This is a genomic window from Ideonella sp., assembly GCF_041914305.1.
GTDB lineage: Bacteria > Pseudomonadota > Gammaproteobacteria > Burkholderiales > Burkholderiaceae_C > Ideonella.
This window is the reverse complement of the sequence record NZ_JAYSDQ010000013.1, coordinates 157,530-178,557: the sequence shown is the minus strand read 5'-3', so window position 1 is coordinate 178,557 and position 21,028 is coordinate 157,530. Positions and strand designations below refer to the sequence as shown.

The 21,028-nt window shown below is 67.5% G+C and carries 18 protein-coding genes; 9 read left to right on the top strand and 9 right to left on the bottom strand.

The genetic code is table 11. The annotated features are described in order from the left end of the window. Positions 1–2: 2 nt before the first annotated feature. From ACE3SG_RS17925 to ilvA, 4 genes are all read right to left on the bottom strand, one after another. Positions 3–2,777: a protein kinase gene (locus ACE3SG_RS17925; protein WP_374567293.1), complete on the bottom strand. Its 2,775-nt coding sequence runs from the start codon at positions 2,775–2,777 to the stop codon at positions 3–5. Between the two features lie 3 nt (positions 2,778–2,780). Further along, a complete protein-coding gene (locus ACE3SG_RS17920; RefSeq protein WP_374567291.1) occupies positions 2,781–3,335 on the bottom strand; it encodes an ECF-type sigma factor in 555 nt (184 codons plus the stop codon). A gap of 318 nt (positions 3,336–3,653) precedes the next feature. Further along, positions 3,654–4,829, bottom strand: coding sequence for a tetratricopeptide repeat protein (locus ACE3SG_RS17915; protein ID WP_374567289.1), 1,176 nt, complete (start codon positions 4,827–4,829; stop codon positions 3,654–3,656). Positions 4,830–4,949: 120 nt separating this feature from the next. Next, on the bottom strand, positions 4,950–6,536 hold the full coding sequence (gene ilvA, locus ACE3SG_RS17910) for a threonine ammonia-lyase, biosynthetic (protein ID WP_374567287.1): 1,587 nt from the start codon (positions 6,534–6,536) through the stop codon (positions 4,950–4,952). A 347-nt stretch (positions 6,537–6,883) separates the two neighbouring features. Here ilvA and ACE3SG_RS17905 point away from each other — a divergent pair, with 347 nt between their 5' ends. Continuing rightward, positions 6,884–7,309, top strand: a complete 426-nt coding sequence (locus tag ACE3SG_RS17905) for an OsmC family protein (RefSeq protein ID WP_374567285.1) — start codon at positions 6,884–6,886, stop codon at positions 7,307–7,309. A 23-nt stretch (positions 7,310–7,332) separates the two neighbouring features. On the opposite strand, the gene coq7 is transcribed toward ACE3SG_RS17905, so the two are convergent. Continuing rightward, positions 7,333–7,971, bottom strand: a complete 639-nt coding sequence (gene coq7, locus ACE3SG_RS17900; protein ID WP_374567284.1) for a 2-polyprenyl-3-methyl-6-methoxy-1,4-benzoquinone monooxygenase — start codon at positions 7,969–7,971, stop codon at positions 7,333–7,335. Between the two features lie 265 nt (positions 7,972–8,236). Between coq7 and ACE3SG_RS17895 the strand changes: the two genes are divergently transcribed. The 5 genes from ACE3SG_RS17895 (at position 8,237) to ACE3SG_RS17875 (ending at position 13,353) form a co-directional block, all read left to right on the top strand. Then, on the top strand, positions 8,237–9,226 hold the full coding sequence (locus ACE3SG_RS17895) for a porin (protein ID WP_374567282.1): 990 nt from the start codon (positions 8,237–8,239) through the stop codon (positions 9,224–9,226). Between the two features lie 222 nt (positions 9,227–9,448). Beyond that, complete coding sequence (locus ACE3SG_RS17890; protein ID WP_374567280.1) at positions 9,449–10,432, top strand: ABC transporter permease; 984 nt, start codon at positions 9,449–9,451, stop codon at positions 10,430–10,432. A 19-nt stretch (positions 10,433–10,451) separates the two neighbouring features. Continuing rightward, positions 10,452–11,390: an ABC transporter permease gene (locus tag ACE3SG_RS17885; RefSeq protein ID WP_374567277.1), complete on the top strand. Its 939-nt coding sequence runs from the start codon at positions 10,452–10,454 to the stop codon at positions 11,388–11,390. Further along, a complete protein-coding gene (locus ACE3SG_RS17880; protein WP_374567275.1) occupies positions 11,387–12,364 on the top strand; it encodes an ABC transporter ATP-binding protein in 978 nt (325 codons plus the stop codon). The genes ACE3SG_RS17885 and ACE3SG_RS17880 overlap by 4 nt, the downstream gene beginning before the upstream one ends. Beyond that, positions 12,361–13,353 carry an ABC transporter ATP-binding protein gene (locus ACE3SG_RS17875; protein WP_374567273.1) on the top strand — a complete coding sequence of 331 codons (993 nt, stop codon included), beginning with the start codon at positions 12,361–12,363 and terminating at the stop codon, positions 13,351–13,353. The genes ACE3SG_RS17880 and ACE3SG_RS17875 overlap by 4 nt, the downstream gene beginning before the upstream one ends. Before the next feature lie 30 nt (positions 13,354–13,383). On the opposite strand, the gene lysA is transcribed toward ACE3SG_RS17875, so the two are convergent. Both lysA and ACE3SG_RS17865 read right to left on the bottom strand, forming a co-directional pair. After that, a complete protein-coding gene (gene lysA, locus ACE3SG_RS17870) occupies positions 13,384–14,652 on the bottom strand; it encodes a diaminopimelate decarboxylase (RefSeq protein ID WP_374567271.1) in 1,269 nt (422 codons plus the stop codon). After that, the gene (locus tag ACE3SG_RS17865; protein ID WP_374567270.1) at positions 14,649–14,861 is read right to left on the bottom strand and encodes a hypothetical protein; all 213 of its coding nucleotides are present in this window, start codon (positions 14,859–14,861) and stop codon (positions 14,649–14,651) included. Before ACE3SG_RS17865 ends, lysA begins: the two co-directional genes overlap by 4 nt. Before the next feature lie 22 nt (positions 14,862–14,883). Between ACE3SG_RS17865 and cyaY the strand changes: the two genes are divergently transcribed. Next, positions 14,884–15,234, top strand: coding sequence for an iron donor protein CyaY (cyaY, locus tag ACE3SG_RS17860; RefSeq protein ID WP_374567268.1), 351 nt, complete (start codon positions 14,884–14,886; stop codon positions 15,232–15,234). A 190-nt stretch (positions 15,235–15,424) separates the two neighbouring features. Here the strand turns inward: cyaY and ACE3SG_RS17855 are convergent, their stop codons facing one another. Beyond that, positions 15,425–16,534 (bottom strand): IS481 family transposase, encoded by a 1,110-nt coding sequence (locus tag ACE3SG_RS17855; RefSeq protein WP_374567266.1) that lies wholly within the window; start codon positions 16,532–16,534, stop codon positions 15,425–15,427. Positions 16,535–16,635: 101 nt separating this feature from the next. Further along, complete coding sequence (locus ACE3SG_RS17850; protein ID WP_374567264.1) at positions 16,636–19,002, bottom strand: penicillin-binding protein 1A; 2,367 nt, start codon at positions 19,000–19,002, stop codon at positions 16,636–16,638. Between the two features lie 338 nt (positions 19,003–19,340). On the opposite strand from ACE3SG_RS17850, the gene ACE3SG_RS17845 reads away from it, so the two are divergent. Beyond that, positions 19,341–20,378 (top strand): pilus assembly protein PilM, encoded by a 1,038-nt coding sequence (locus ACE3SG_RS17845; RefSeq protein ID WP_374567262.1) that lies wholly within the window; start codon positions 19,341–19,343, stop codon positions 20,376–20,378. Beyond that, on the top strand, positions 20,375–21,028 hold the full coding sequence (locus tag ACE3SG_RS17840) for a PilN domain-containing protein (protein WP_374567260.1): 654 nt from the start codon (positions 20,375–20,377) through the stop codon (positions 21,026–21,028). Before ACE3SG_RS17845 ends, ACE3SG_RS17840 begins: the two co-directional genes overlap by 4 nt.

Below are 21,028 nucleotides of genomic sequence, written 5' to 3'. Positions count from 1 at the left end.
CCTCACTGAAGTTTGTCGCTGGCAGCGCCCGCGCCGCTCGCCAGCCGCCTTTGCAAATCGGCAAGATCGGGGTGCCGGTACGCCGAGCTGGCCACGCGCTCGGCGAGCGCGCGGGCGTCGGTGTGCTTGCCCAGGCGCCACAGCGCCTGGGCCAACAGGGTGGCGGCGGCGGCGTTGCCGCTGTCGGCCGGCGCGGCCAGCCGCGTGGCGGCTGCCTGCCAGGCCACGCGGGCCGCGGGCTGGCCTTCCTGGGCCAGCAGCACGTCGCCCCAGGCCACCTCTGCCGTGGCGGCGAGCAGGCTCAGGTCGGTGTCCAGCAGCAGGCCCTGGGCCTCGGCCTGGCGGACCTGCGCCAGGTAGGCCTCGAGCGCCACCCGCTGCACGGGCCATGGCTCGCCAAAGGCCCAGCGCAGCCGCAGGGCCTGGCCTTGCTGGGCCAGGCGCCAGGTGGTGCGCGTTTGCGGCTGGGCCAGCAGCCGGACGCTGTCGGCCTCGGCATGCTGCAGCGCCAGCCGTGCCGCGTTCTTGTCGCCATGGGCCCATTCGGCCTCGGCCAAGCCCAGCCGGGCGAGATTGGCCTGTGTCTGCCAGTCCATGTTGTTCGGCTCGACGGCCAGCAGCGCTTCGAACCGCGCCAACGCGTCGGCCGCCGCTGTCAACGCGGCGCTGGTGTCGCCCAGGGCCAGCAACAGGTGGCCTTGCTCATGCATCGCATTGGCCATCAGGCGTTGTGCGTGGCGGTCGCTGTCGGCCTGTGGCAAGGCCTGCAGGCTGGCCAGCTTGGCACGCTGCGCCGCCAGCGCAGCCACCAGCTGGCCTTGGGCCTCGTGCGCCTTGCCGATCCAGCCCTCGCTGTTGGCCTGGTCGAACACCAGGTCGGCGCGCTGCGGCACCGCGGCGCGGAAGGTGTCGCGGGCCGCGGTGAAGGCTTTCAAGGCCTGGTCGGGGCGCGCACGCTCGAGCTGCAGCACGCCCAGGTTCTGGCTGGCATAGGCTTGCTCGATGCGCCAGTCCAGCCGCGCCGGGTCGAGCCGCACCAGTTGGTCGGCCAGATCGAGGTAGCCGCGAAAGGCGTGCTCGGCGTCGTCCACCTGGCGCCGCTGGCGGGCGACGAAGCCGACCCAGTACAGGCTCTGCGAGTGGTCGAACAAACGCTGGCCGTCGCCGGGGTAGCGCTGCACGAGTGCGGCGGTGCTCTCGGCGGCCTGCTGGAAGACGCGGCTGGCTTCGTCGAGGTCGCCGCGCTCGTCGGCGATCTCGCCGATCAGGTGCAGCGCGCGGGCCCGGCGACCGAGGGATTCGGCGTCCAGCCGGTCGGCGTCTTGCGCGGCATAGTAGTCCAGCGCGTGGCCGCCGACGGCGTCGAGCGCGTCGAGCCGGCCGACCGGCTGCAGCTTCTTGCGCAGGTCGCCGAGCATGAACTCGATCAGGCCCTCGGCCTGCACCTGCTGGCGGCGCGCCTCGCGGGCTTCGTACAGCGCGATGCCCGCCCCGGCGACGACGGCCAGCAGCACCAACCCGCCCGCGGCCACGCCGGCGCGATGGCGCCGCACGAACTTGGCCAGCACGTAGGCGGCGGTGTCTCGCCGGGCAGCGATCGGCTCGTGGGCCAGGTGGCGGCGCAGGTCGTCGGCCAGCGCCTGGGCATTCGGGTAGCGCTCGGCGGGGGCCTTCTTCAGCGCTTTCGCGACGATGGTGTCGAGGTCGCCGCGCAGGGCGCGCGCTTGCCGCAGCGCGTCTGGCCCGCCGCGGCGCAGGACGGTGTCGGACAGGCGCCGAGGCATCTGCTCGAGCGTGGCGCGCATCTGGTCGACGGCGGGCGCGGTGGCGGCGGCCGTCGGGTGGCTGCCGCCCAGCAGCACATACAGCAGCACGCCCAGCGCGTAGACATCGGAGGCGGTGGTGACCTCGCCGTTCTGCAACTGCTCGGGCGCGGCGTACTGCACCGTGAAGGCGCGCCCGGCGCGCTGGGTCAGCTCGGTGGCGGCGACCGGCGCCACCTGCGCACCGGTCGTCGGGTCGCCTTGTGCGTCGCGCATCAGCTTGGCGATGCCGAAGTCCAGCAGCTTTACGTCGCCTGCCGCGGTGACGAGGATGTTGTTGGGCTTGATGTCGCGGTGCAGGATCAGCCGCGTGTGGGCATGGGCCACGGCGGACAGCACGTCGAGAAAGAGCGCCAGCCGGGCCGCCAGCCCCAGGCCGTAGTGCTCGCAGTGTTGGTCGATCGGCAGGCCGTCGACGTATTCGAGCACCAGGTAGGGCTGGGCGCCGCCGGGGCGGCCCGTCGCGTGCACGCCGGCGTCGATCAGGCGCGCAATGTGCGGGTGCGCCAGCCGCGCGAGGATGCGGCCTTCGCGCGCGAAGCGCTCGGCATCGGCGCGCGGCACCAGGCCGGCGTGCAGGAACTTGATCGCCACCTGGCCTTCGAAGCGGCCGTCGGTGCGGCGCGCCAGCCAGACGCTGCCCATGCCGCCCTGGCCGAGCTCGCGCTCGATCGTGTAGGCGCCGATGGTTTCGCCGTCCAGCGTGGTGGGTGGTGGCAGTGCGGGCGCTTCGAGAAAGGCGTTGCGGTCCAGCGTATCGAGGCTGGCGAGCAGGGCCTGCAGGTCATCGGCCAGCGTCGGGTCGGCCCCGCGCAAGGCGGCCAGGCGCGCGGCGCGCTCGGCGGGGCCCAGCTCGAGCAGTTCGTCCAGATGCGGGCTGAGGGCGGGCCAGCGCGACTTGTCGATCTTGCGCGGCTCGGCCGGCGGGGGGGCGCTGAGGTCCGGCTGGGCCATGGGCTATTTCAGTGCCAGCGACAGGAACAGCCGCGCCTTCTGCCAGTCTCGCTGCACGGTGCGCTCGGTGACGCCCAGGCAGTCGGCGATCTCGGCTTCCGACAGCCCGCCGAAGTAGCGCATTTGCACGACCTGCGCCACGCGGGCGTCGCTGCCGGCGAGTTCGTCCAGCGCTTCGTGCACGCGCAGCACCTCGTCTTCGTGGCGCACCGCCGAATCGCCGATCTCGGTACTGAGCGTGACGTGCCAGGCCCCGCCGCCGCGGCGGTCGGCCTGGCGCGAGCGGAGCAGGTCGACGACGATGCTGCGCATCACCTGGGCGGCATAGGCCAGAAAGTGGCGCCGGTCGGCGAACTCGGGGCTCTCGCCGCGCAACAGGCGCAGGTACGACTCGTGCACCAGCGAGGTGGTGTCCAGCATCGTCACGTCGCCCGCGCGGCGTAGCCGGCTGCGGGCCAGGCGCTGCAGGTCTGCGTACAGCAGGGAGACCACCTGATCGGCCGCCTGACGGTTTCCGTCAGCGGCATCGCGTAGCAGCAACGTGATGTCGTGGGTCATGCCTGGGTTGGGCAGCCGCGGCGGTGCCGCACCAGCGATCGACTCTAGCCGGCAGCGATGAGCGGGGCAATGCGCGCTTGCCGGAAGCCGTGACCGATTCGCACCGAAAAATTTTTCTGTGGCGATGTCGGGTTTGGTGTCGGGAATCCGTTCTAAGGGGTAGAGCAAGCGCAGGGTGTGTGCAAAGCGGTTCGGCGGAGGGCCGAGCCGCGACAACCCCATCACGAAAAGGAGCTCAGGGAGCGAGTGTCGGGCCGGTCAGCAGTGCTGATCGGCCCAACCTCTTTGGCTCGGCGCTGCGCCGGCTGGCTTGTCGCGCTACGGCGTGGCGCGGGCCTGTAGCCGATCGAGCTTGGCGGCGTACAGGTCGTGCTCGCCGCGGGTGGTGCTGTTGGCCAGCGCCTTCGCCAGGTGCTTGCGCGCGTCCTTGGCGTCGCCCAGGCCGCTGTAGGCCACCGCCAGCCAGAAGTGCACCTCGTGGTAGTCGGGGTCGCGCGCGAGCTCGCGCTGCAGCCAGGCGCGGCCGGCCTCGTAGTCGCCCCGCTGAACGGCGGCCTTGCCGAGTTCGAAGAAGTGGAACGGCGGGTAGGTTTCCAGCCGGGCCAGCGTTTGCTTGACCTCGTTCGCTTCGGCCTCCCGGCCTTGGCTGAACAGCACCGACGACAGGTCGGCCAACGCCTGGGTGTTTTGCGGCTCGGCGCGCAAGGCATGGCGGAACGCCGCCTCGGCCGGCGCCAGCAGGCCGCGCCGGTGGTAGATGACGCCAAGCGTGATGGGGGCGCTGACGAAGCCGGGGTCCTGGATCAACGCGGCGCGGGCCCAGGCGTAGGCCTGGTTCAGGTCACCCGAGGCCAGGGTCTCGGCGGCGCGGTTGTTCAGGTACATCGCCAGCACGCGCGCTTCGGTGATGGGGGTGACACGGCGGCCGCGCAGGTCTTGCGGCGGCAGGAAGTCCACCGTCATCTGCGGGTCGGTGAAGACGCCGCGGCCCTTGTCCAGCGGCCGTTGGCCCAGCACCAGGTTGACGTGGCCGGCGGCCAGCAGCAGCGCCTGGCCGCGGGTCCAGCTTTCTTCCACGTCGACCGACTGGAAGCTCACCGGCAGTTCGAGGTAGCGCGCGAGCGCCGCCGTCATGATCACCAGCGACAGGCAGTTGCCCGAGCGGGCGGCGAACGCCTCGCTGGCGGTGCGGGTGGTGGCCGAGTCGTACTCGAGTCGCAGCATGTCGCGGTCGTACAGCGCGTCGATCAAGCCCTGCTGGCGGCCGCTGCGGCGCAGGCGGCGCGAGATCTCGTCGTCGACGTAGTGCACCATCGCCGGGCTCATCGCGAGGATGTCCTCCGGGCGCACCGGCTGCGCTGGGGGCGTGAAAGCCTCGTCTTGCAGCAGCGGGGCCACCGGCGCGGGGGGCGCCTTGGCCACCTGGGCACAGCCGCCAAGCCCCAAGCAGGCGGCAACAACGATCAGGGCGTGGGCGATCGCATGGCGTGACATCGTGCGTCTCCGGTGGCCGCCCGGGCGCAGACAGCAGCGCGCCGGGCGCGGACACAAGGTCCGCCGTCGATCTTAGGCCGGTTGCGGGCCGATGCGCATTGGGCCCGTCCGAAAGCCGTGTCAGCGCAGGAAAAGTTGGTAGACCGGGTTGTCGGTCTCGTCGACGCAGGGGTAGGCGAGCGTGTCCAGAAAGTCCTTGAAGGCCTTCTTGTCAGCCTTAGGCACCTGGATGCCGACGAGGATGCGGCCGTAGTCGGCGCCCTGGTTGCGGTAGTGGAACAGGCTGATGTTCCAGCTCGGGTGCATCGCGGCCAGGAAGCGCATCAATGCGCCCGGGCGCTCGGGGAACTGGAAGCGGTACAGCCGCTCGTCCTTGGCCAGCTCGCTGCGCCCGCCCACCATGTGGCGCACATGCTCCTTTGCCAGCTCGTCGTCGGTCAGGTTGACGGTGGCAAAGCCGTGGCGGATGAAGTTGCGCTCGATCTTGTCGGCCTCTTCGCGCTTGGCGATCGAGATGCCGACGAACACATGGGCGACGCGGGCGTCAGAGATGCGGTAGTTGAACTCGGTCACCGAGCGCGGGTGGCCGGGCGTGCCGATCAGCTCGCAAAAGCGCTTGAAGCTGCCGCGCTCTTCGGGGATCGTGACCGCGAACAGGGCTTCGCGCTGTTCACCGAACTCGGCCCGCTCGGCGACGAAGCGCAAGCGGTCGAAGTTCATGTTCGCGCCGCAGGTGACGGCGACAAAGGTCTTGCCCTTGGGCTTGTGGGTCTCGACGTACTGTTTCAACCCGGCCACGCCCAGCGCGCCGGAGGGCTCGACGATCGAACGCGTGTCCTGGAACACGTCTTTCATCGCGGCGCAGACGGCGTCGGTGTCGACCACCACGAAGTCATCGACCAGCTCGCGTGTCAGGCGGAAGGTCTCTTCGCCCACCAGCTTGACCGCTGTGCCGTCGGCGAACAGGCCCACGTCGGCCAGCTGGACCCGCTTGCCGGCCTTGACCGAGCGGACCATTGCGTCGGAATCGGTGGTCTGCACCCCGATCACCTTGATCTCGGGCCGCACGGCCTTGATGTAGGCCGCTACGCCCGAGATCAGCCCGCCGCCGCCGATTGCGACGAAGACTGCGTCGATCGGGCCCTGATGCTGGCGCAGGATCTCCATCGCGATCGTGCCCTGGCCGGCGATCACGTCGGGGTCGTCGAAGGGGTGGACGAAGGTCAGGCCCTGGTCCTTCTCGATTTCGAGGGCGCGCAGGTAGGCGTCGGAGTAGCTGTCGCCGTGCAGCACGACTTCGCCGCCGAGCGCGGCCACGGCGTCGACCTTGACCTTGGGCGTGGTGGTCGGCATCACGATCACCGCGCGGCACTTCAGCCGGTGCGCGCCCAGCGCCACGCCTTGCGCGTGGTTGCCGGCCGAAGCGCAGATGACGCCGCGGGCCAGCGCCTCGGGCGACAGCCGAGCCATCTTGTTGTAGGCGCCGCGCAGCTTGAAGCTGAACACCGGCTGGCAGTCTTCGCGCTTGAGCAGCACGCTGTTGCCCAGGCGGCGCGACAAGGCCTTGGCGGGGTCGAGCGCGGTTTCCTTCGCGACGTCATAGACCTTGGCGGTCAGAATTCGGCGCAGGTAGTCGACGGCGCTGGCGGCGGGTGAAGCGGATGCGCGCGCAGCGGTGGCGCGCGGCTTTCGGGCGGCGCCGGCCATGGGCGTCTCTCCTCGTCGGCTGGGGTTGGCTTGCTGAAGGCAACTGCGGCCGAGCCGGCCGTGTTGCAGCGCCGCATGATATGCGAGGCCAGGGCGAGAGACGCTGCGGCCCGACGAGGTAGAAAAAAGCCCGGGACCGTGAGGGCCCGGGCTGAATCCACCGTTGAGGGGTGGAGGAGACAAGCGGTGCAGTCGGCGCCGTTGAAAGCGTTTACTGCATGTGCGGCAGTCTAGCGCGGCTCTTGTTGCACTGCAATAACCTGGGCGTAGAGTGCCGGCTCCAGATGCCGATAATGCCCTGCGATGGGGCGCGTTTCACAGTCGCCCGGCAACAAGGACGAAGCAAGATGGAATGCACGGTGCATTGGGTGGCGGACGCGGGGATGGCGATGCTGGCCGAGACCGGCAGCGGCCATGTGTTGACGATGGACGGCGCCCCCGACGGTGGTGGCCGCAACCTGGCGCCGCGGCCGATGGAGACGCTGCTGGCCGGCGCCGGCGGCTGCACCGCCTACGACGTGGTGTTGATCCTCAAGCGTGGTCGCCATGCGGTGAGCGGCTGCCAGGTCAAGCTGACGGCGGAGCGCGCGGACACCGATCCAAAGGTCTTCACCGCGCTGAACATGCACTTCGTGGTCAGCGGCAAAGAGCTGCCGCTGGCGGCGGTCGAGCGTGCGGTGACCTTGTCGCACGAGAAATACTGCTCCGCGACGGCGATGATCGCCCACACGGCGCGCATCACGACCAGCGTCGAGGTGCGAGAGGCGGCCTGAACGAGAGCCGCTCGGGCGGACGCTCAGATGTAATGCGCGGTGGTGGTCATCACCTTGGACGCGCCGCGCATCAGCCAGCGCACGGGTGCCGGCAGCGGCGCACCACCGGCGGCCAGCGCCGCCTCAGCGTGCTGCGCTTCGTCGTGCTTCATCTGCGCCACGATGGCACGTGAGGCGTGGTCGTCGGCCGGCAATCGGTTCAGGTGGCCCGCCAGGTGTTCTTCGACTTGGCGCTCGGTTTCGACCAGAAACCCCAGGCTCCAGGCGTCGCCGGCTCGCCCTGCGACCAGGCCAATCGCAAAAGCCCCGGCGTACCACAACGGGTTCAGCAGGCTGGGGCGATCACCCAGTGACCGCAGGCGCTCGGCTGTCCAGGCCAGGTGGTCGGTCTCTTCGTGCGAAGCCTGCTCCATCTGGGCCCGGATCTCGGGGCTGCGGGCCGTTAGCGCCTGCGCTTCGTAAAGTGCCTGCGCACAGACTTCGCCCACGTGGTTGACCCGCATCAGCGGCGCGGACTGGCGCTTGAGATCGGTCGGCAGGCTGGGATCGAGCCCAGCGGCGGGGGAGGGCCGGCCGGCCTGGGCCACGCCTGACACGGTGCGCAAGGCGTTGTCGGCGGCGATCAGCCACCGGTCGAGAGAAGTCGAAGTCTCGAAGGCCATGGCGCCAGCATACCCGCGTGGACACGACCACTTTGACCGGGCGCTTGGCCGGCGCTCCACATTGGTGCGCGTCAAGCGGGTAACTCGTTGTTGCACGACAACAAAACGCCGAATTGGGGCCCCGTTTTCTTTGCGCCCCCCAGGGGGGTCTGGTGCAATAGCGTCAACTTCCGTTGCGGAGGTTGGCCTGATCGGCCCCACCCGTCGTGGTGACCGGGTTCCCCCTCGATCGGGACCTCTTGTTCAAAACCTAGGAGATCTCTGAATGAAAAAATCTCTGCTCGCTCTGGCCGTGCTCGGCGCGTTCGCCGGTGCTGCCTCGGCCCAGTCGTCGGTCACCATCTACGGCTTCCTTGATTCCACACTCACCAAGCCGTACGCCAGCGAAGACAAGATGGTCGCCGACGGCGGCTTCTACGGCGGCGGCAGTCGTCTTGGCTTCCGTGGCGTCGAAGACCTTGGCGGCGGCTACAAGGCCACGTTCGGCATGGAGCACCGCTTCTTCGTAGACACCGGCACCCAAGCCAACGCCACCACTTTCTGGCAAGGCTACTCGACCGTCGGTCTGGTTACACCCTTCGGTATGGTCAATCTGGGCCGTCAGTACACTCCGGCGTTCTTGATGATCCAGAACCAGATCGACCCGTTCGGCGGCGAAACCGTCGCACAAGGTCGTGAAGTTGGCATGCGCTTTGGCGTCGTTGCCAATGGTGGTGCGACCAGTTCGGCAATCTACAAGACGCGCGTGTCTGATTCGATCCGCTACGACCTGTCGGTTGCGGGCTTCAACCTCGGCGTGTCGATCGCCGAGAGTGCCCCCAACAACGCCGGCGTCTCGAACGACAAGCCTTTCTCCATCGGTGCCAACTATGCGGCGGGCCCAGTCTGGGTCGGCATCGGCTATGAGAACCCGGCCGCCGAGGAAGACAAAGGCTGGAACATTGGTGGCCGCTACAACTTCGGCTTCATGACGCTAGCGGCGGGCTACAGCAAGGGCACAACTGCTACTGGCCTGGACGCCAAGGGCTGGCTGATCGGGGCCACCTTTCCGGTGGGCGCTTTTGATATCAAGGCCGTGTACGCCGCCAACGACTTGGACGTGATCGGCGAGACAAAAAAGGCTGGCATTGGTGCTCACTACAATTTGTCGAAGCGGACGAAGGTGTATGTCGATGCCGCGAAAATTGGCGGCAGTGCCACAGCGGCGCTGGACAACAAGACCGGCTACGACTTCGGCCTCAAGCACACCTTCTGATCGTCGGTCGCGTTCGCGCGACTCGACCCAGAATGCGAAGCCGCCTTCGGGCGGCTTTTTTCATGGGGCGTCGACCCCGGTCGACCCGGGCAAACGCCGTGTCGATGCAGAAATTCGCACGGCTACACTGCGCCCGTCGAGCTGCTGACCCGGCGGTTTCTCGACGCGCCCAATCGACCATGGTCGGCTTGGGCACGCCGCTTGCGAAGCCATCCACCCAGCATGCTTGCTTTCATCATTCGCCGCCTCGTTCAAGCCGTGATCGTGATGCTGGCGGTGGCGCTGATCGCGTTCATGCTGTTCCAGTACGTCGGCGATCCGGTGACCAACCTGATGGGGCAGGAAGCGACTGCCGAGCAACGTGCTCAGCTGCGTGCCGACCTGGGTCTCGACCAGACAGCGGTCGTGCAGTTCGCGCGCTTTGTTGGCAATGCGGTGCAGGGCGAATTCGGGCTCAGCCTGCGCCAAGGGCGCAAGGTTTCGACCTTGGTCGGTGAGCGTTTTCCTGCGACTTTGGAACTGGCCCTCGTGGCCGCACTGATTGCCTTGCTGTTGGGCATCCCGATGGGCGTGCTGGCTGCATTGCGGCGCGGTTCATGGATGGCGCAACTGCTGATGGGCTTCTCGCTGATCGGCGTGTCCCTGCCGACATTCCTGATCGGCATCTTGCTGATCTTGTTGTTCGCGGTGGTGCTGAACTGGCTGCCGAGCTTCGGCCGGGGTGAGTTGGTGAACCTCGGCGGTTGGGCGACCGGCTTGCTGACGCTCGATGGCTGGCGGCACCTGCTGCTGCCTGCCGTCACGTTGTCGATCTTCCAGCTGACACTGATCATGCGGCTGGTGCGCGCCGAGATGCTGGAGGTGCTGCGCAGCGACTACATCAAGTTTGCGCGGGCTCGCGGCTTGAGCGATCGCACTGTCTACTTCGGTCATGCATTGAAGAACACGCTGGTGCCGGTGATGACCATCACGGGGCTGCAGCTCGGGGGGCTGATCGCCTTTGCGATCATCACCGAGACGGTCTTCCAGTGGCCCGGCATGGGCTTTCTGTTCATCCAGGCCGTGCAGTTCGCCGACATCCCGGTGATGGCCGCCTACCTGTGCCTGATCTCGCTGATCTTCGTCACCATCAACCTGGTGGTGGACCTGCTGTACTTCGCCGTTGACCCGCGCTTGCGCGTCGATCGCGCGGTCGCGGCGCATTGAACCTGGCACGCCTTCGCCCATGAGCCCTGTTTCCGATGCGGTGCCGCCGCTGAGCGCCTGGCGCCGGTTCCTCGAAGGTGACCTCTGGTACAGCTTCCGGCATTCGCCGGTGGCGCAGGTCGCCGCGCTGCTGGTGTTCGTCTGCACCTTCTGCGCGTTGTTCGCCCCGTGGGTCGCGCCGCACAACCCGTTCGATCTGTCGACGATCGAGTTGGCCGACGCTCAGCTGCCGCCTGCCTGGCTGCCGGACGGGCGCGCCACCTTCTTGCTCGGCACCGACGACCAGGGGCGCGACATCCTGTCGGCGCTGATGTATGGCGCGCGCATTTCGCTGCTGGTCGGCTTGGCCGCGGTGGCCTTGTCTTTGTTGTTCGGCGTGGCGTTGGGTCTGCTGTCCGGCTTTGCCGGCGGACATGTGGATGCCTTCATCATGCGCGTGTGCGACGTGATGTTGTCGTTTCCGGCCATCCTGATTGCGCTGCTGATCGATGGTGTCGGCCACGCGCTGTTTCCGCAAGCGCACGACACGCTCGCCTTCACCGTGTTGATCCTCGCGATCGCGCTGACCGGCTGGGTCAAGTACGCCCGCACCGTGCGCGGCTCGACGCTGGTCGAGCGCCACAAGGACTATGTGCAGGCGGCGCGGGTGATCGGCGTGGCGCCGCTGCGCATCATGTGGCGCCATGTGCTGCCTAACGTCACCGGGCCGGTGCTGGTGCTGGCCACGATCGACGTGGCCGCTGCGGTGATCATCGAAGCGACCTTGTCGTTTCTCGGTGTCGGTGTGCCGCCGACCAGCCCGTCGCTGGGCACTTTGATCCGCATCGGCAATGACAATCTGTTCTCGGGCATGTGGTGGATCACCGTCTTTCCCGGCGCCGTGCTGATGATCATCGCGTTGAGCGTGAACCTGCTGGGTGACTGGCTGCGTGACGCCTTGAACCCCCGCCTGCAATGAGTGCGCCACTGCTCGAGGTCAACCATCTGCGCGTCGAGTTTCCGACCCGGCGCGGCACGCTGCTGGCGCTGGACGATGTCAGCTTCTCGATCTCGCCGGGCGAGATCCTGGGCGTCGTCGGTGAATCCGGCGCGGGCAAATCCCTGACTGGCTCGGCCATCATCGGCCTGCTCGAGCCACCGGGCCGCATCGCGGCGGGCGAGATCCGCCTGGACGGACGACGCATCGACAACCTCGGCGCTGCCGAGATGCGGCGCGTACGCGGTCGACAGATCGGCGCCATCTTCCAGGACCCATTGACCTCGCTGAACCCGCTGTATACCGTGGGCCATCAACTGGTCGAGACGATCCGGACTCATTTGCCGCTGTCCGGCACCCAGGCGCGCGAGCGTGCGATCGACCTGCTGCGCCAGACGGGGATCCCGGCGCCCGAAGCGCGCATCGACCAGTACCCGCACCAATTCTCCGGTGGCATGCGGCAGCGGGTCGTGATCGCGCTCGCGCTGGCCGCCGAACCGCGGCTGATCGTGGCCGACGAGCCCACCACCGCGCTGGACGTGTCGATCCAGGCCCAGATCATTGCGTTGCTACGGCGCCTGGCACGCGAGCATGGGGCGGCGGTGATGCTGGTGACGCACGACATGGGCGTGATCGCCGAGACCTGCGACCGCGTGGCGGTGATGTACGCCGGCCGCGTGGTCGAGATCGGCCCGGTGCAGCAGGTGATCCATCACCCGGCCCACCCCTACACCCGAGGCCTGATGGGCTCGATACCGGCGATGGACGACGACCGCGAGCGCCTTGCGCAGATCGATGGCGCGATGCCGCGATTGAACGCCATCCCGCCGGGCTGCGCCTTCAACCCGCGCTGCGGCAGCGTGATGCCGCGTTGCACGCGTGAGCGGCCCGAGTTGATGGACGCCGGCCCGACCCGGGCCGCCTGCTGGCTGCACGATGCAGGGGCATCCGCATGAGCCACTTGGTCGAAGTGCAGGACCTGGCCAAGGTCTTCGATGTGTCGGCGCCATGGCTCAACCGTGTGGTCGAACACCAGCCCCGCCGCTTCGTGCACGCCGTGGACGGTGTAAGCTTCGGCATCCGGGCTGGTCGCACCCTGGCCCTGGTGGGCGAATCGGGCTGCGGCAAGAGCACGGTCGCTCGCCTGCTGGTCGGGTTGCATGCGCCCAGTCGCGGGCAGGTGTTGTTCGACGGGCAGCCGACGCAGCAGACCCTGGCCTCGTCACAAGCGCGCACGCTGCGGCGGCGAATGCAGATGATCTTCCAGGACCCCTACGCCAGCTTGAACCCGCGCTGGCGGGTGAAGGACATCGTCGCCGAGCCGCTGCGCGAGCACGGCCTGGTGCAAGATAAGGTCGAGTTGGCCGAACAGGTCGAGGCGCTGCTGCGCGCCGTGGGCCTGGCCGCCGCCGACGCCGGCCGCTACCCGCACCAGTTCTCAGGCGGGCAGCGCCAACGCATTTCGATCGCCCGCGCCCTGGCCACAAGGCCCGAGTTCCTGGTCTGTGACGAACCGACCTCGGCGCTCGACGTGTCGGTGCAGGCCCAGGTGCTGAACCTGATGAAGGACTTGCAGCGCGAGCGAGGCCTGACCTATCTGTTCATCTCGCACAACCTGGCGGTGGTGCGGCATGTGAGCGACGACGTCGGCGTGATGTACCTGGGCCGGCTGGTCGAGCTGGCGCCGAAGGCGGTGCTGTTCGAGTCGCCGCGTCATCCCTACACGCGGATGCTGCTGGATGCGATCCCCGACCTGCACATGAGCGGGCGGGCGCGCACGCCGGTGCAGGGCGAGGTGCCGAATCCGTTGAGCCCGCCGAGTGGCTGCGCCTTCCACCCCCGTTGCCCGCACGCCAATGCCCGTTGCAGCCAGGAGCGGCCGCGATGGCAAAGCCTGGCCGGCATCCAGATCGCCTGTCACGCGGTGGAAGAGGGGCGAATCTAGCCTCCCTGCCGCGCAGCGGGCTGGCGAAGGTCAGCGGATGAGTTTTTCGCCAGCGAACAGCTGGGCGATCGATTCACGCTCGCGAATCAGGTGCACGTGGTCGCCGTCGACCATCACCTCGGCGGCGCGGGGGCGGGTGTTGTAGTTGCTGGCCATCGTCATGCCGTACGCGCCGGCCGACAGCACCGCCAGCACGTCGCCCGCCTCGACCGCCAGCTTGCGGTCATGGCCGAGCCAGTCGCCCGATTCGCACACGGGGCCGACCACGTCCCAGGTGCGCGCGCCAGCGCCGCGGCGAACGCAAGGCTCGATGCGCATCCAGGCCTGGTACATCGCGGGCCGCATCAGGTCGTTCATCGCCGCGTCGACGATGCAGAAGTTCTTCTCTTCGCCGGGCTTCAGGTACAGCACCGAGGCTAGCAGCACGCCAGCGTTGCCGACCATCGACCGACCGGGCTCCAGCAGCACCTCGCGGTGGCCGTGGCCGCGCGCATCGATGCGGGCCAGCATCTGGCGGACCAGCGCTTCAGCACTCGGCGGTTCTTCGTCGGTGTAGGTGATGCCCAGGCCGCCGCCGAGGTCGATGTGGTGCAGATCGATGCCGTCGGCCGCGAGCGCGTCGACCAGGTCGAGCAGGCGGTCCAGGGCGTCCAGGTACGGGCTGGCGCTGGTGATCTGCGAGCCGATGTGGCAGTCGATGCCCTTGACCTCGATGCCGGGCAGAGCCCTGGCCTGTCGGTAGACAGCCAGTGCGCGGTCATGGGCGACGCCGAACTTGTTGCCTTTGAGGCCGGTCGAGATGTAGGGGTGGGTGCCGGCGTCGACATCGGGGTTCACGCGCAGGCTGATCGGCGCCCGGCGGCCCAGCGTCGTGGCGACCTCGGACAGCGTCAGCAATTCGGCTTCGCTTTCGACGTTGAAGCAGCGCACGCCGGCTTCGAGCGCCATGCGCATTTCGTCGCGTGTCTTGCCGACGCCTGAGAAGACCACGCGGCTGGCCTGGCCGCCGGCCGCCAGCACCCGTTGCAGCTCACCGCCCGAGACGATGTCGAAGCCGCAGCCGGCTTCGGCAAAGGTCTGCAGCACTGCCAGACTGGAATTGGCCTTCATGGCGTAGCAGACCAGGTGCGGCCGGCCGGCCAGTGCGCGCTGATAGCTCGCGGCGCAGTCGCGCATCGCATTGCGCGAGTAGGCGTACAGCGGGGTGCCGAATCGTTCGGCGAGCGCCGTCAGCGGGTGGCCTTCGAGCCACAGGCTGTCGTCGCGGACATGCAGGAACGGGTGGCCGGGCAAGCTCATGGGGTGGTCGTGGCCGCGCTGGCGGCCGAGGCGGGTGGGGTGGTGGGGGCCGCCTCGGCCTTGTCCGAGGGCGGTAGCACCAGCGCGCCACGTTGGCCGCAGCCGGCCAGCGGCGACAGGCCCAGGGCCAGCCCACAGGCGGCCAGCAAGACCCTGAACCCAAGGCGCCCGGCGGGCGCCACTACACTCGATGCGGCGCGGTACGGCATGCCGCGAAGTGTACCGACGACCATGACTGCTTCTGCCTTCTCCGATGCCGAATACCTGCAGCGTGCTTCAGCCGCGCTGGCCGCGATCGAGGCGCAGGTCGACCGCTGGCTCGACGAAGACCTGATCGACATCGACAGCCACCGCACCGGCGGGCTGCTCGAGTTGGCCCTGCCCAACGGCAGCAAGCTGATCGTCAACACCCAGCCACCGTTGCACGAGATCTGGCTGGCGGCCAAGGCAGGCGGCTACCACTTCCGTCTGCAACCCTCGGGGCAATGGCTGGACACCAGGGACGGCGTCGAATTTTTCCAACGCTTGTCCGAGCAAGCCAGCGCCCAAGCTGGCAAACCTCTGACCTTCAGCGCCGGCTGAATGCCGGTCGGTGGGGGGCTTTGAATAGGCGCTCCGCAGGAGCCGCCGCCTTCAAGTGGCGTGCGCGGATCTGGCTTTGCCAGTCCGCTGCGCGGGCCCCCTCGGGGGGCAGCCCCCGGAAGGGGTGTATAGACCGGGGACATGGGTAACACCCGTGCGAAGACATGGGTGACAGTCTGGAGGTAGGTTATCAGGCCTCCTCCAGCTCGACGGGCTCAAGCTTGTGATGACAGAAGTACACGTCGAAGGTGCCATCGTCGTCGGGGCGTGGTCGCAAGGCCACGTCCTGCCCGACCAGCGCCTTGCCCACGCGCATCTTGTGCCCCTTGATGCTGATGCGCCCGCCGTAGGTGACGCGACGAACGAGGTCACCCGGCCCGTACTCCACCGGCGGTAACTTGGCCGGCATGGGCCTGGGGCTGGCCTGGTAGCGGCTGGCAGGCATTTGCATGCCGATCGCCTCGTGAGGTCGCCAGGCGTTGTACTCATGGCGCCAATGGGTGAAGTGCTGCTGGACGTGCGGCAGGTCTTTGAAGCGCCTGCCCTGCAGCACCTCGGCGACCAGCGTGCGATGGAAGCGCTCGTCCTTGCCATTGGTCTGCGGGTGCAACGGGCGGCTATGGCTGAGTTGTACGCCCAGGCGAATCAACCACACGCCCAGCGTCGTCAGTGCCCCAGAAGATGGGGCACCCCAGGGCGAGCCGTTGTCGACATTGATGCGCTGCGGCAGCCCGTAGCGCTCGAAGGCCGCTTGCAGCGTGCGCTGCACGGACTCCCGCCGCTCGTTGTCCAGCGCCTGCAGCACGATGTTGAACCGCGAGTGATCGTCCAGGACGGTCAATGGATGACAGCGCCCGTGGTCCATCGCAAAGTGGCCCTTGAAGTCCATCTGCCATAGGGCGTTGGGCGTCTGGTGCTCAAAGCGCTGCCAGGCGGTGGCCGCCTGGCTGGCGGCCGCATCGATCAGGCCGTGGCGGCGCAGCACCGAGTTGGCGGTGCTGGGGGCCATCTGCACGCCATGCTCGCGCTGCAGCACGTGCGCCAGCTTGCGTGCGCCCCAGGCCGGGTGCCGCGCGCGCAGCGCCACCACCAGTGCCTCCCGGTCTTCGGGCATCCTTGCGGGGCTGCTCTTCGGGCGTCTGCTGCGGTCCTGCAGATCCTCACGCTGCAGCCACTTGTAGCCGGTCTTGCGGCTGATCCCGAAGCGTCGGCACAGCTCGCTGACGTTCGCGTCGGGCTGGCGCGCCAGCCCGACGAACTCTTCTCTCTGATCCTTCACGGTGACAGGACTCCAGGGCAACTTGGTCCCCCGCTGACTCAGCGGGAAAAGTGTTACCCATGTCTTCGCACACCTGTCACCTATGTCCCCGGTCTATACAAAGGGGGTGTGGGGGCTCCATCTCACCGGAACAGGTCGAGGATCCCCTTCTTCTCGTCCTCGGTCGGCGACTCTGGCGACGTCTCTTCGGTGCCCAGCGTCGTGATGCCCTGGCCGGGGCTGTACTCGTCGTAGTACCACTCGCCACCGACGTTGACGACGCCGTCCGGCGCCGGGCGCTCGGTCACCGGCACGCCCTTGAGCGCCTGGCCCATGTATTCGATCCACACCGGCAACGACAGGCCGCCGCCGGTTTCGCGGTCGCCCAGCTTGCGTGGCGTGTCGTAGCCGATCCAGACGATGGCCGTCAGGCTGGGTTGGAAGCCGGCGAACCACGCGTCCATCGAGTCGTTGGTGGTGCCGGTCTTGCCGTAGATGTCCGGCCGCTTCAGGGTGGCCTGGGCGCGGGCGGCGGTGCCCGAGCGCGTCACCTCCTGCAGCAGGCTGGTCATCAGGAAGGCGTTGCGCGCATCGATCACCCGCTGTGATTCGTCTGGCCCCGTCAGGTCGACCTGGTGCAGCACCTTGCCGCGCGCGTCGGTGATGCGGGCGATCAGCACCGGGCTGACGCGGTAGCCGCCGTTGGCGAACACGCTGTAGGCGGTGGCCATCTGCATCGGCGTGACCGAGCCGGCGCCCAGCGCCATCGTCAGGTAGGGCTCGTGCTTGTCGCGGTCGAAGCCGAAGCGGGTGATCCAGTCGCGGGCGTAGTCCACGCCCACCGCCTGCAGCACGCGGATCGACACCATGTTCTTGGACTTGGCCAGCGCCCGGCGCAGCGGGAGCGGCCCGTCGAATGTGCCGTCGTAGTTTTTCGGCTCCCAGGGCTGGCTGCCCGTCGAGCCGGCATCGAAGAACAGCGGGGCGTCGTTGACGACGGTGGCTGGCGTGAAGCCCTTTTCGAGCGCCGACGAGTAGATGAAGGGCTTGAAGCTCGAGCCGGGCTGGCGCCACGCCTGCGTCACGTGGTTGAACTTGTTCTTGCCGAAGTCGAAGCCGCCGACCATCGCGCGGATGGCGCCGGTGCCGGGCTCGAGCGACACGAACGCGCCTTCGACTTCGGGCTGCTGGGTCAGCGTCCAGTCGCCCTTGGGGCCCTTGATGGCGCGCACCACGGCGCCGCGGCGGATCTGGCGCTTGGCATCGGCATTGGCGGCCAGCCCGGAGGCCACGGGTTTGAGCCCGTCGCCGGTGATGGTGATCGACTCTCCCGACTGCAACACCGCCACCACCTTCTTCGGCCCGGCTTCCAGCGCCACGGCCGCTTTCAACTCGTCGTTGTCCGGATGGTCGGCGAGTGCCTCGGCGATGCGGGCATCGACCGCTTTCGGGTCGGCCGGCAGGTCGATGTAGGCCTCCGGCCCGCGGTAGACCTGGCGGCGCTCGTAGTCCATCAGCCCCTTGCGCAGGGCTCGATAGGCGACCATCTGGTCGGCGGCGCGCACCGTCAGCTGCACCTGCAAGCCCCGGGTGTAGGCCTCGGGCCCGTACTGGGTGTAGATCATCTGCCGGGCCAGCTCGGCCACGTACTCTGCGTGCACCGGCAGATCGGTGGGCGCGCGGTACTTCAGCTCCTGGGCCTTGGCGGCGGCATGCTGCTCGGCGGTGATGAAGCCGTTGTCCAGCATGCGGTCGATGATGTATTGCTGGCGCACGGTCGCCCGGCGCGGGTTGGCGATCGGGTTGTAGGCCGAAGGCGCCTTCGGCAGGCCGGCCAGCATCGCGGCTTCGGCGACGCTCAGGTCTTTCAGGGGCTTGCCGAAGTAGATCTCACTGGCGGCCGCGAAGCCGTAGGCGCGCTGGCCCAGGTAGATCTGGTTCATGTACAGCTCGAGGATCTGGTCCTTGTTGAGCTGGCTTTCGATCTTGAGCGCGAGCAGGATCTCGTAAAGCTTGCGGGTCAGCGACTTCTCGGTCGACAGGTAGAAATTGCGCGCCACCTGCATCGTGATGGTCGACGCGCCCTGGCTGCCGACCGAACCGAATTGCGCGAGACCCGCGCGGATGACGCCGATGTAGTCGACGCCGCTGTGCTGGTAGAAGCGCGCGTCTTCGATGGCCAGCACCGCGTCTTGCATGACCTTGGGGATTTCTCCGATCGGCGTGAAGGTGCGGCGCTCGTCGCCGTACTCGCCCAGCAGATCCCCTTCGGCCGATACCACCCGCAGCGGCAGGCGGGGGCGGTAGTCGGTGACCGAGTCGAGCTCCGGCAGGTTGGGGTAGGCGACTGCCAGCGCAATGGCCGCGCAGATCAGGATCACCAGCAGGCCGGCACCGATCAGGCCCAGGCTGCCAAAGACCAGACGGACAAGGGCCGTCCACCACGGATGGGCGGCGGAAGCGCCTCGGGCGGGCGGTGAAGGTGAATCGGCGCGGTCGGCTTCGCTCATGGGGCTCCTGCGATGGGCCGGCCGATTATAGAAATGGGGCATATCGGTCGACCTATATGCCGGCCACCGGACGGGCCGTCAGCACACACCTGCTTTCCGGCATGAACGGCTTGTCACAGCAGATGGTGAAAACCCTGGGCTCAACCCCCTGGATATGACCGAAACACGTGTGCGAATCGCAACGGGCAGCGGGTTTTGCCGGGCAGTTTTCCTTTGTTTCTCAACACTCTTGCTGCTAGGATTGAAGTGCTTTGTTAACTTTGCGTCCTGTTGTGGCGCCGCTGGAGCTTTGACTCGTGGGTTTTCTTGATCGCCTGTTGGGCCAAAAGCATCCGCAGATGATTGGCCTCGATATCAGCTCCTCCAGCGTCAAGTTGGTCGAGCTGTCCCAGTCCACTTCCGGAGAACTGGTTCTGGAACGTTTAGCGAGCGAGCCTTTCGAAAAAGGCTGGATCGTCGACGGCCAGATCGAAAAGTTCGATGAAGTGGCTGATGCGGTGCGCCGCGTCGTCAGCCGCAGCGGCACCAAGACCCGCCATGTGGTCATGGCGATGCCGCAGTCGGCCGTCATCACCAAGAAGATCGTCCTGCCCGCGGGCCTGCGCGAGGACGAGATGGAGCTGCAGGTCGAATCCGAGGCGCACCAGTACATCCCGTTCTCGTTGGACGAGGTGAGCCTGGACTTCTGCGTCATCGGGCCCAACGCTGGCTCCGCAGGTGATGTCGATGTGCTGATCGCCGCTTCCCGCAAAGACCGCGTGCAGGACCGGCAGGGCTTGGCTGAAGCCGCCGGCCTGACGCCCGTGGTGCTGGACATCGAATCACACGCGTCGCGCTTGGCGATGAGTCGATTGATCAACGCCTTGCCCGACCAGGGCAAGGACTCGCTGGTGGCGCTGTTCGAGATCGGCGCCGACACGACCAGCCTGAAGGTGCTGCGCGAAGAAGAAATGCTGTACGACCGCGACCAATCGTTCGGCGGTTCGCAACTGACCCAACTCATCTCTCGTCAGTACGGTTTCTCGTACGAAGAGGCTGAGCAAAAGAAGATCAGTGGCGACTTGCCCGAAGACTACGAATCGACGCTGCTGACGCCGTTCGTCGACAGCCTGGCCCACGAAATCGGGCGGGCCCTGCAGTACTTCTTCACGAGCACGCCGCACCACAAGGTGCACTACGTGATGCTGGCCGGCGGCACGGCGGCGATGCCCGGTCTGCGCGAGCGCGTCAAAGACGTGACCGGCTTTGCCTCCAAGGTTGTCAACCCGTTCGAGAGCATGAAGCTCGGTTCCGCCGTGCGCGAGGCCAAGTTGCGCCGCGAAGCGCCGTCGTACCTGACGGCTTGCGGCCTGGCGATGCGGAGGTTCGTGCAGTGATTCTGATCAACCTTCTTCCGCACCGCGAAGCGCGGCGCCAGGAACGCAAACGGGCGTTCTTTTCGGCCTTGGGCTTGGCGGGCATCGTCGGTGTCGGCCTCGTCATCCTGTGGTTCGGTGTTTTGCAACAGCTGACGTCGTTCCAGGAAGGTCGCAACCGCTTCCTGTCGGACGAAATCAAGAAGCTCGAAGAGCAGATCAAGGACATCGCGGCATTGCGCGCCGAAATCGACGCGTTGAAGGCGCGCCAGAAGGCTGTCGAAGACCTGCAGGCCGACCGCAACGTGCCGGTGTATTTGTTGGATGAACTGGTCAAGCAGACGCCAGAAGGCATCTACCTGACCTCGGTCAAGCAGAACGGCAACGTCGTCACCGTGGGCGGCATGTCCCAGACGAACGAGCGGGTGTCCGAAATGCTGCGCAACACGGCCTATAACTCGCCCTGGCTCGAAAAGCCCGAACTGGTGGAGATTAAGGCGGTGACGCAGGGCAAGGACCGTGACCAGCGCCGACTGTTCGATTTCTCGATGCGCGTGTCGATCAAGCGGCCCCAATCGCCGTCGTCAGCGGCGAGCGGTGCCAGCGGCGCCGCAGGTGGTGCCAAGCCCGCCAGCGCCCCAGCCGGTGCCACGCCGGCCAAGGTTTCGTGA

What these genes read in the sequence shown, in the direction of transcription:
- ACE3SG_RS17925 (WP_374567293.1), bottom strand. Translation starts at nt 2,777, where the DNA reads ATGGCCCAGCCGGACCTCAGCGCCCCCCCGCCGGCCGAGCCGCGCAAG.
- ACE3SG_RS17920 (WP_374567291.1), bottom strand. Translation starts at nt 3,335, where the DNA reads ATGACCCACGACATCACGTTGCTGCTACGCGATGCCGCTGACGGAAAC.
- ACE3SG_RS17915 (WP_374567289.1), bottom strand. Translation starts at nt 4,829, where the DNA reads ATGTCACGCCATGCGATCGCCCACGCCCTGATCGTTGTTGCCGCCTGC.
- ilvA (WP_374567287.1), bottom strand. Translation starts at nt 6,536, where the DNA reads ATGGCCGGCGCCGCCCGAAAGCCGCGCGCCACCGCTGCGCGCGCATCC.
- ACE3SG_RS17905 (WP_374567285.1), top strand. Translation starts at nt 6,884, where the DNA reads ATGGAATGCACGGTGCATTGGGTGGCGGACGCGGGGATGGCGATGCTG.
- coq7 (WP_374567284.1), bottom strand. Translation starts at nt 7,971, where the DNA reads ATGGCCTTCGAGACTTCGACTTCTCTCGACCGGTGGCTGATCGCCGCC.
- ACE3SG_RS17895 (WP_374567282.1), top strand. Translation starts at nt 8,237, where the DNA reads ATGAAAAAATCTCTGCTCGCTCTGGCCGTGCTCGGCGCGTTCGCCGGT.
- ACE3SG_RS17890 (WP_374567280.1), top strand. Translation starts at nt 9,449, where the DNA reads ATGCTTGCTTTCATCATTCGCCGCCTCGTTCAAGCCGTGATCGTGATG.
- ACE3SG_RS17885 (WP_374567277.1), top strand. Translation starts at nt 10,452, where the DNA reads ATGAGCCCTGTTTCCGATGCGGTGCCGCCGCTGAGCGCCTGGCGCCGG.
- ACE3SG_RS17880 (WP_374567275.1), top strand. Translation starts at nt 11,387, where the DNA reads ATGAGTGCGCCACTGCTCGAGGTCAACCATCTGCGCGTCGAGTTTCCG.
- ACE3SG_RS17875 (WP_374567273.1), top strand. Translation starts at nt 12,361, where the DNA reads ATGAGCCACTTGGTCGAAGTGCAGGACCTGGCCAAGGTCTTCGATGTG.
- lysA (WP_374567271.1), bottom strand. Translation starts at nt 14,652, where the DNA reads ATGAGCTTGCCCGGCCACCCGTTCCTGCATGTCCGCGACGACAGCCTG.
- ACE3SG_RS17865 (WP_374567270.1), bottom strand. Translation starts at nt 14,861, where the DNA reads ATGCCGTACCGCGCCGCATCGAGTGTAGTGGCGCCCGCCGGGCGCCTT.
- cyaY (WP_374567268.1), top strand. Translation starts at nt 14,884, where the DNA reads ATGACTGCTTCTGCCTTCTCCGATGCCGAATACCTGCAGCGTGCTTCA.
- ACE3SG_RS17850 (WP_374567264.1), bottom strand. Translation starts at nt 19,002, where the DNA reads ATGAGCGAAGCCGACCGCGCCGATTCACCTTCACCGCCCGCCCGAGGC.
- ACE3SG_RS17845 (WP_374567262.1), top strand. Translation starts at nt 19,341, where the DNA reads ATGATTGGCCTCGATATCAGCTCCTCCAGCGTCAAGTTGGTCGAGCTG.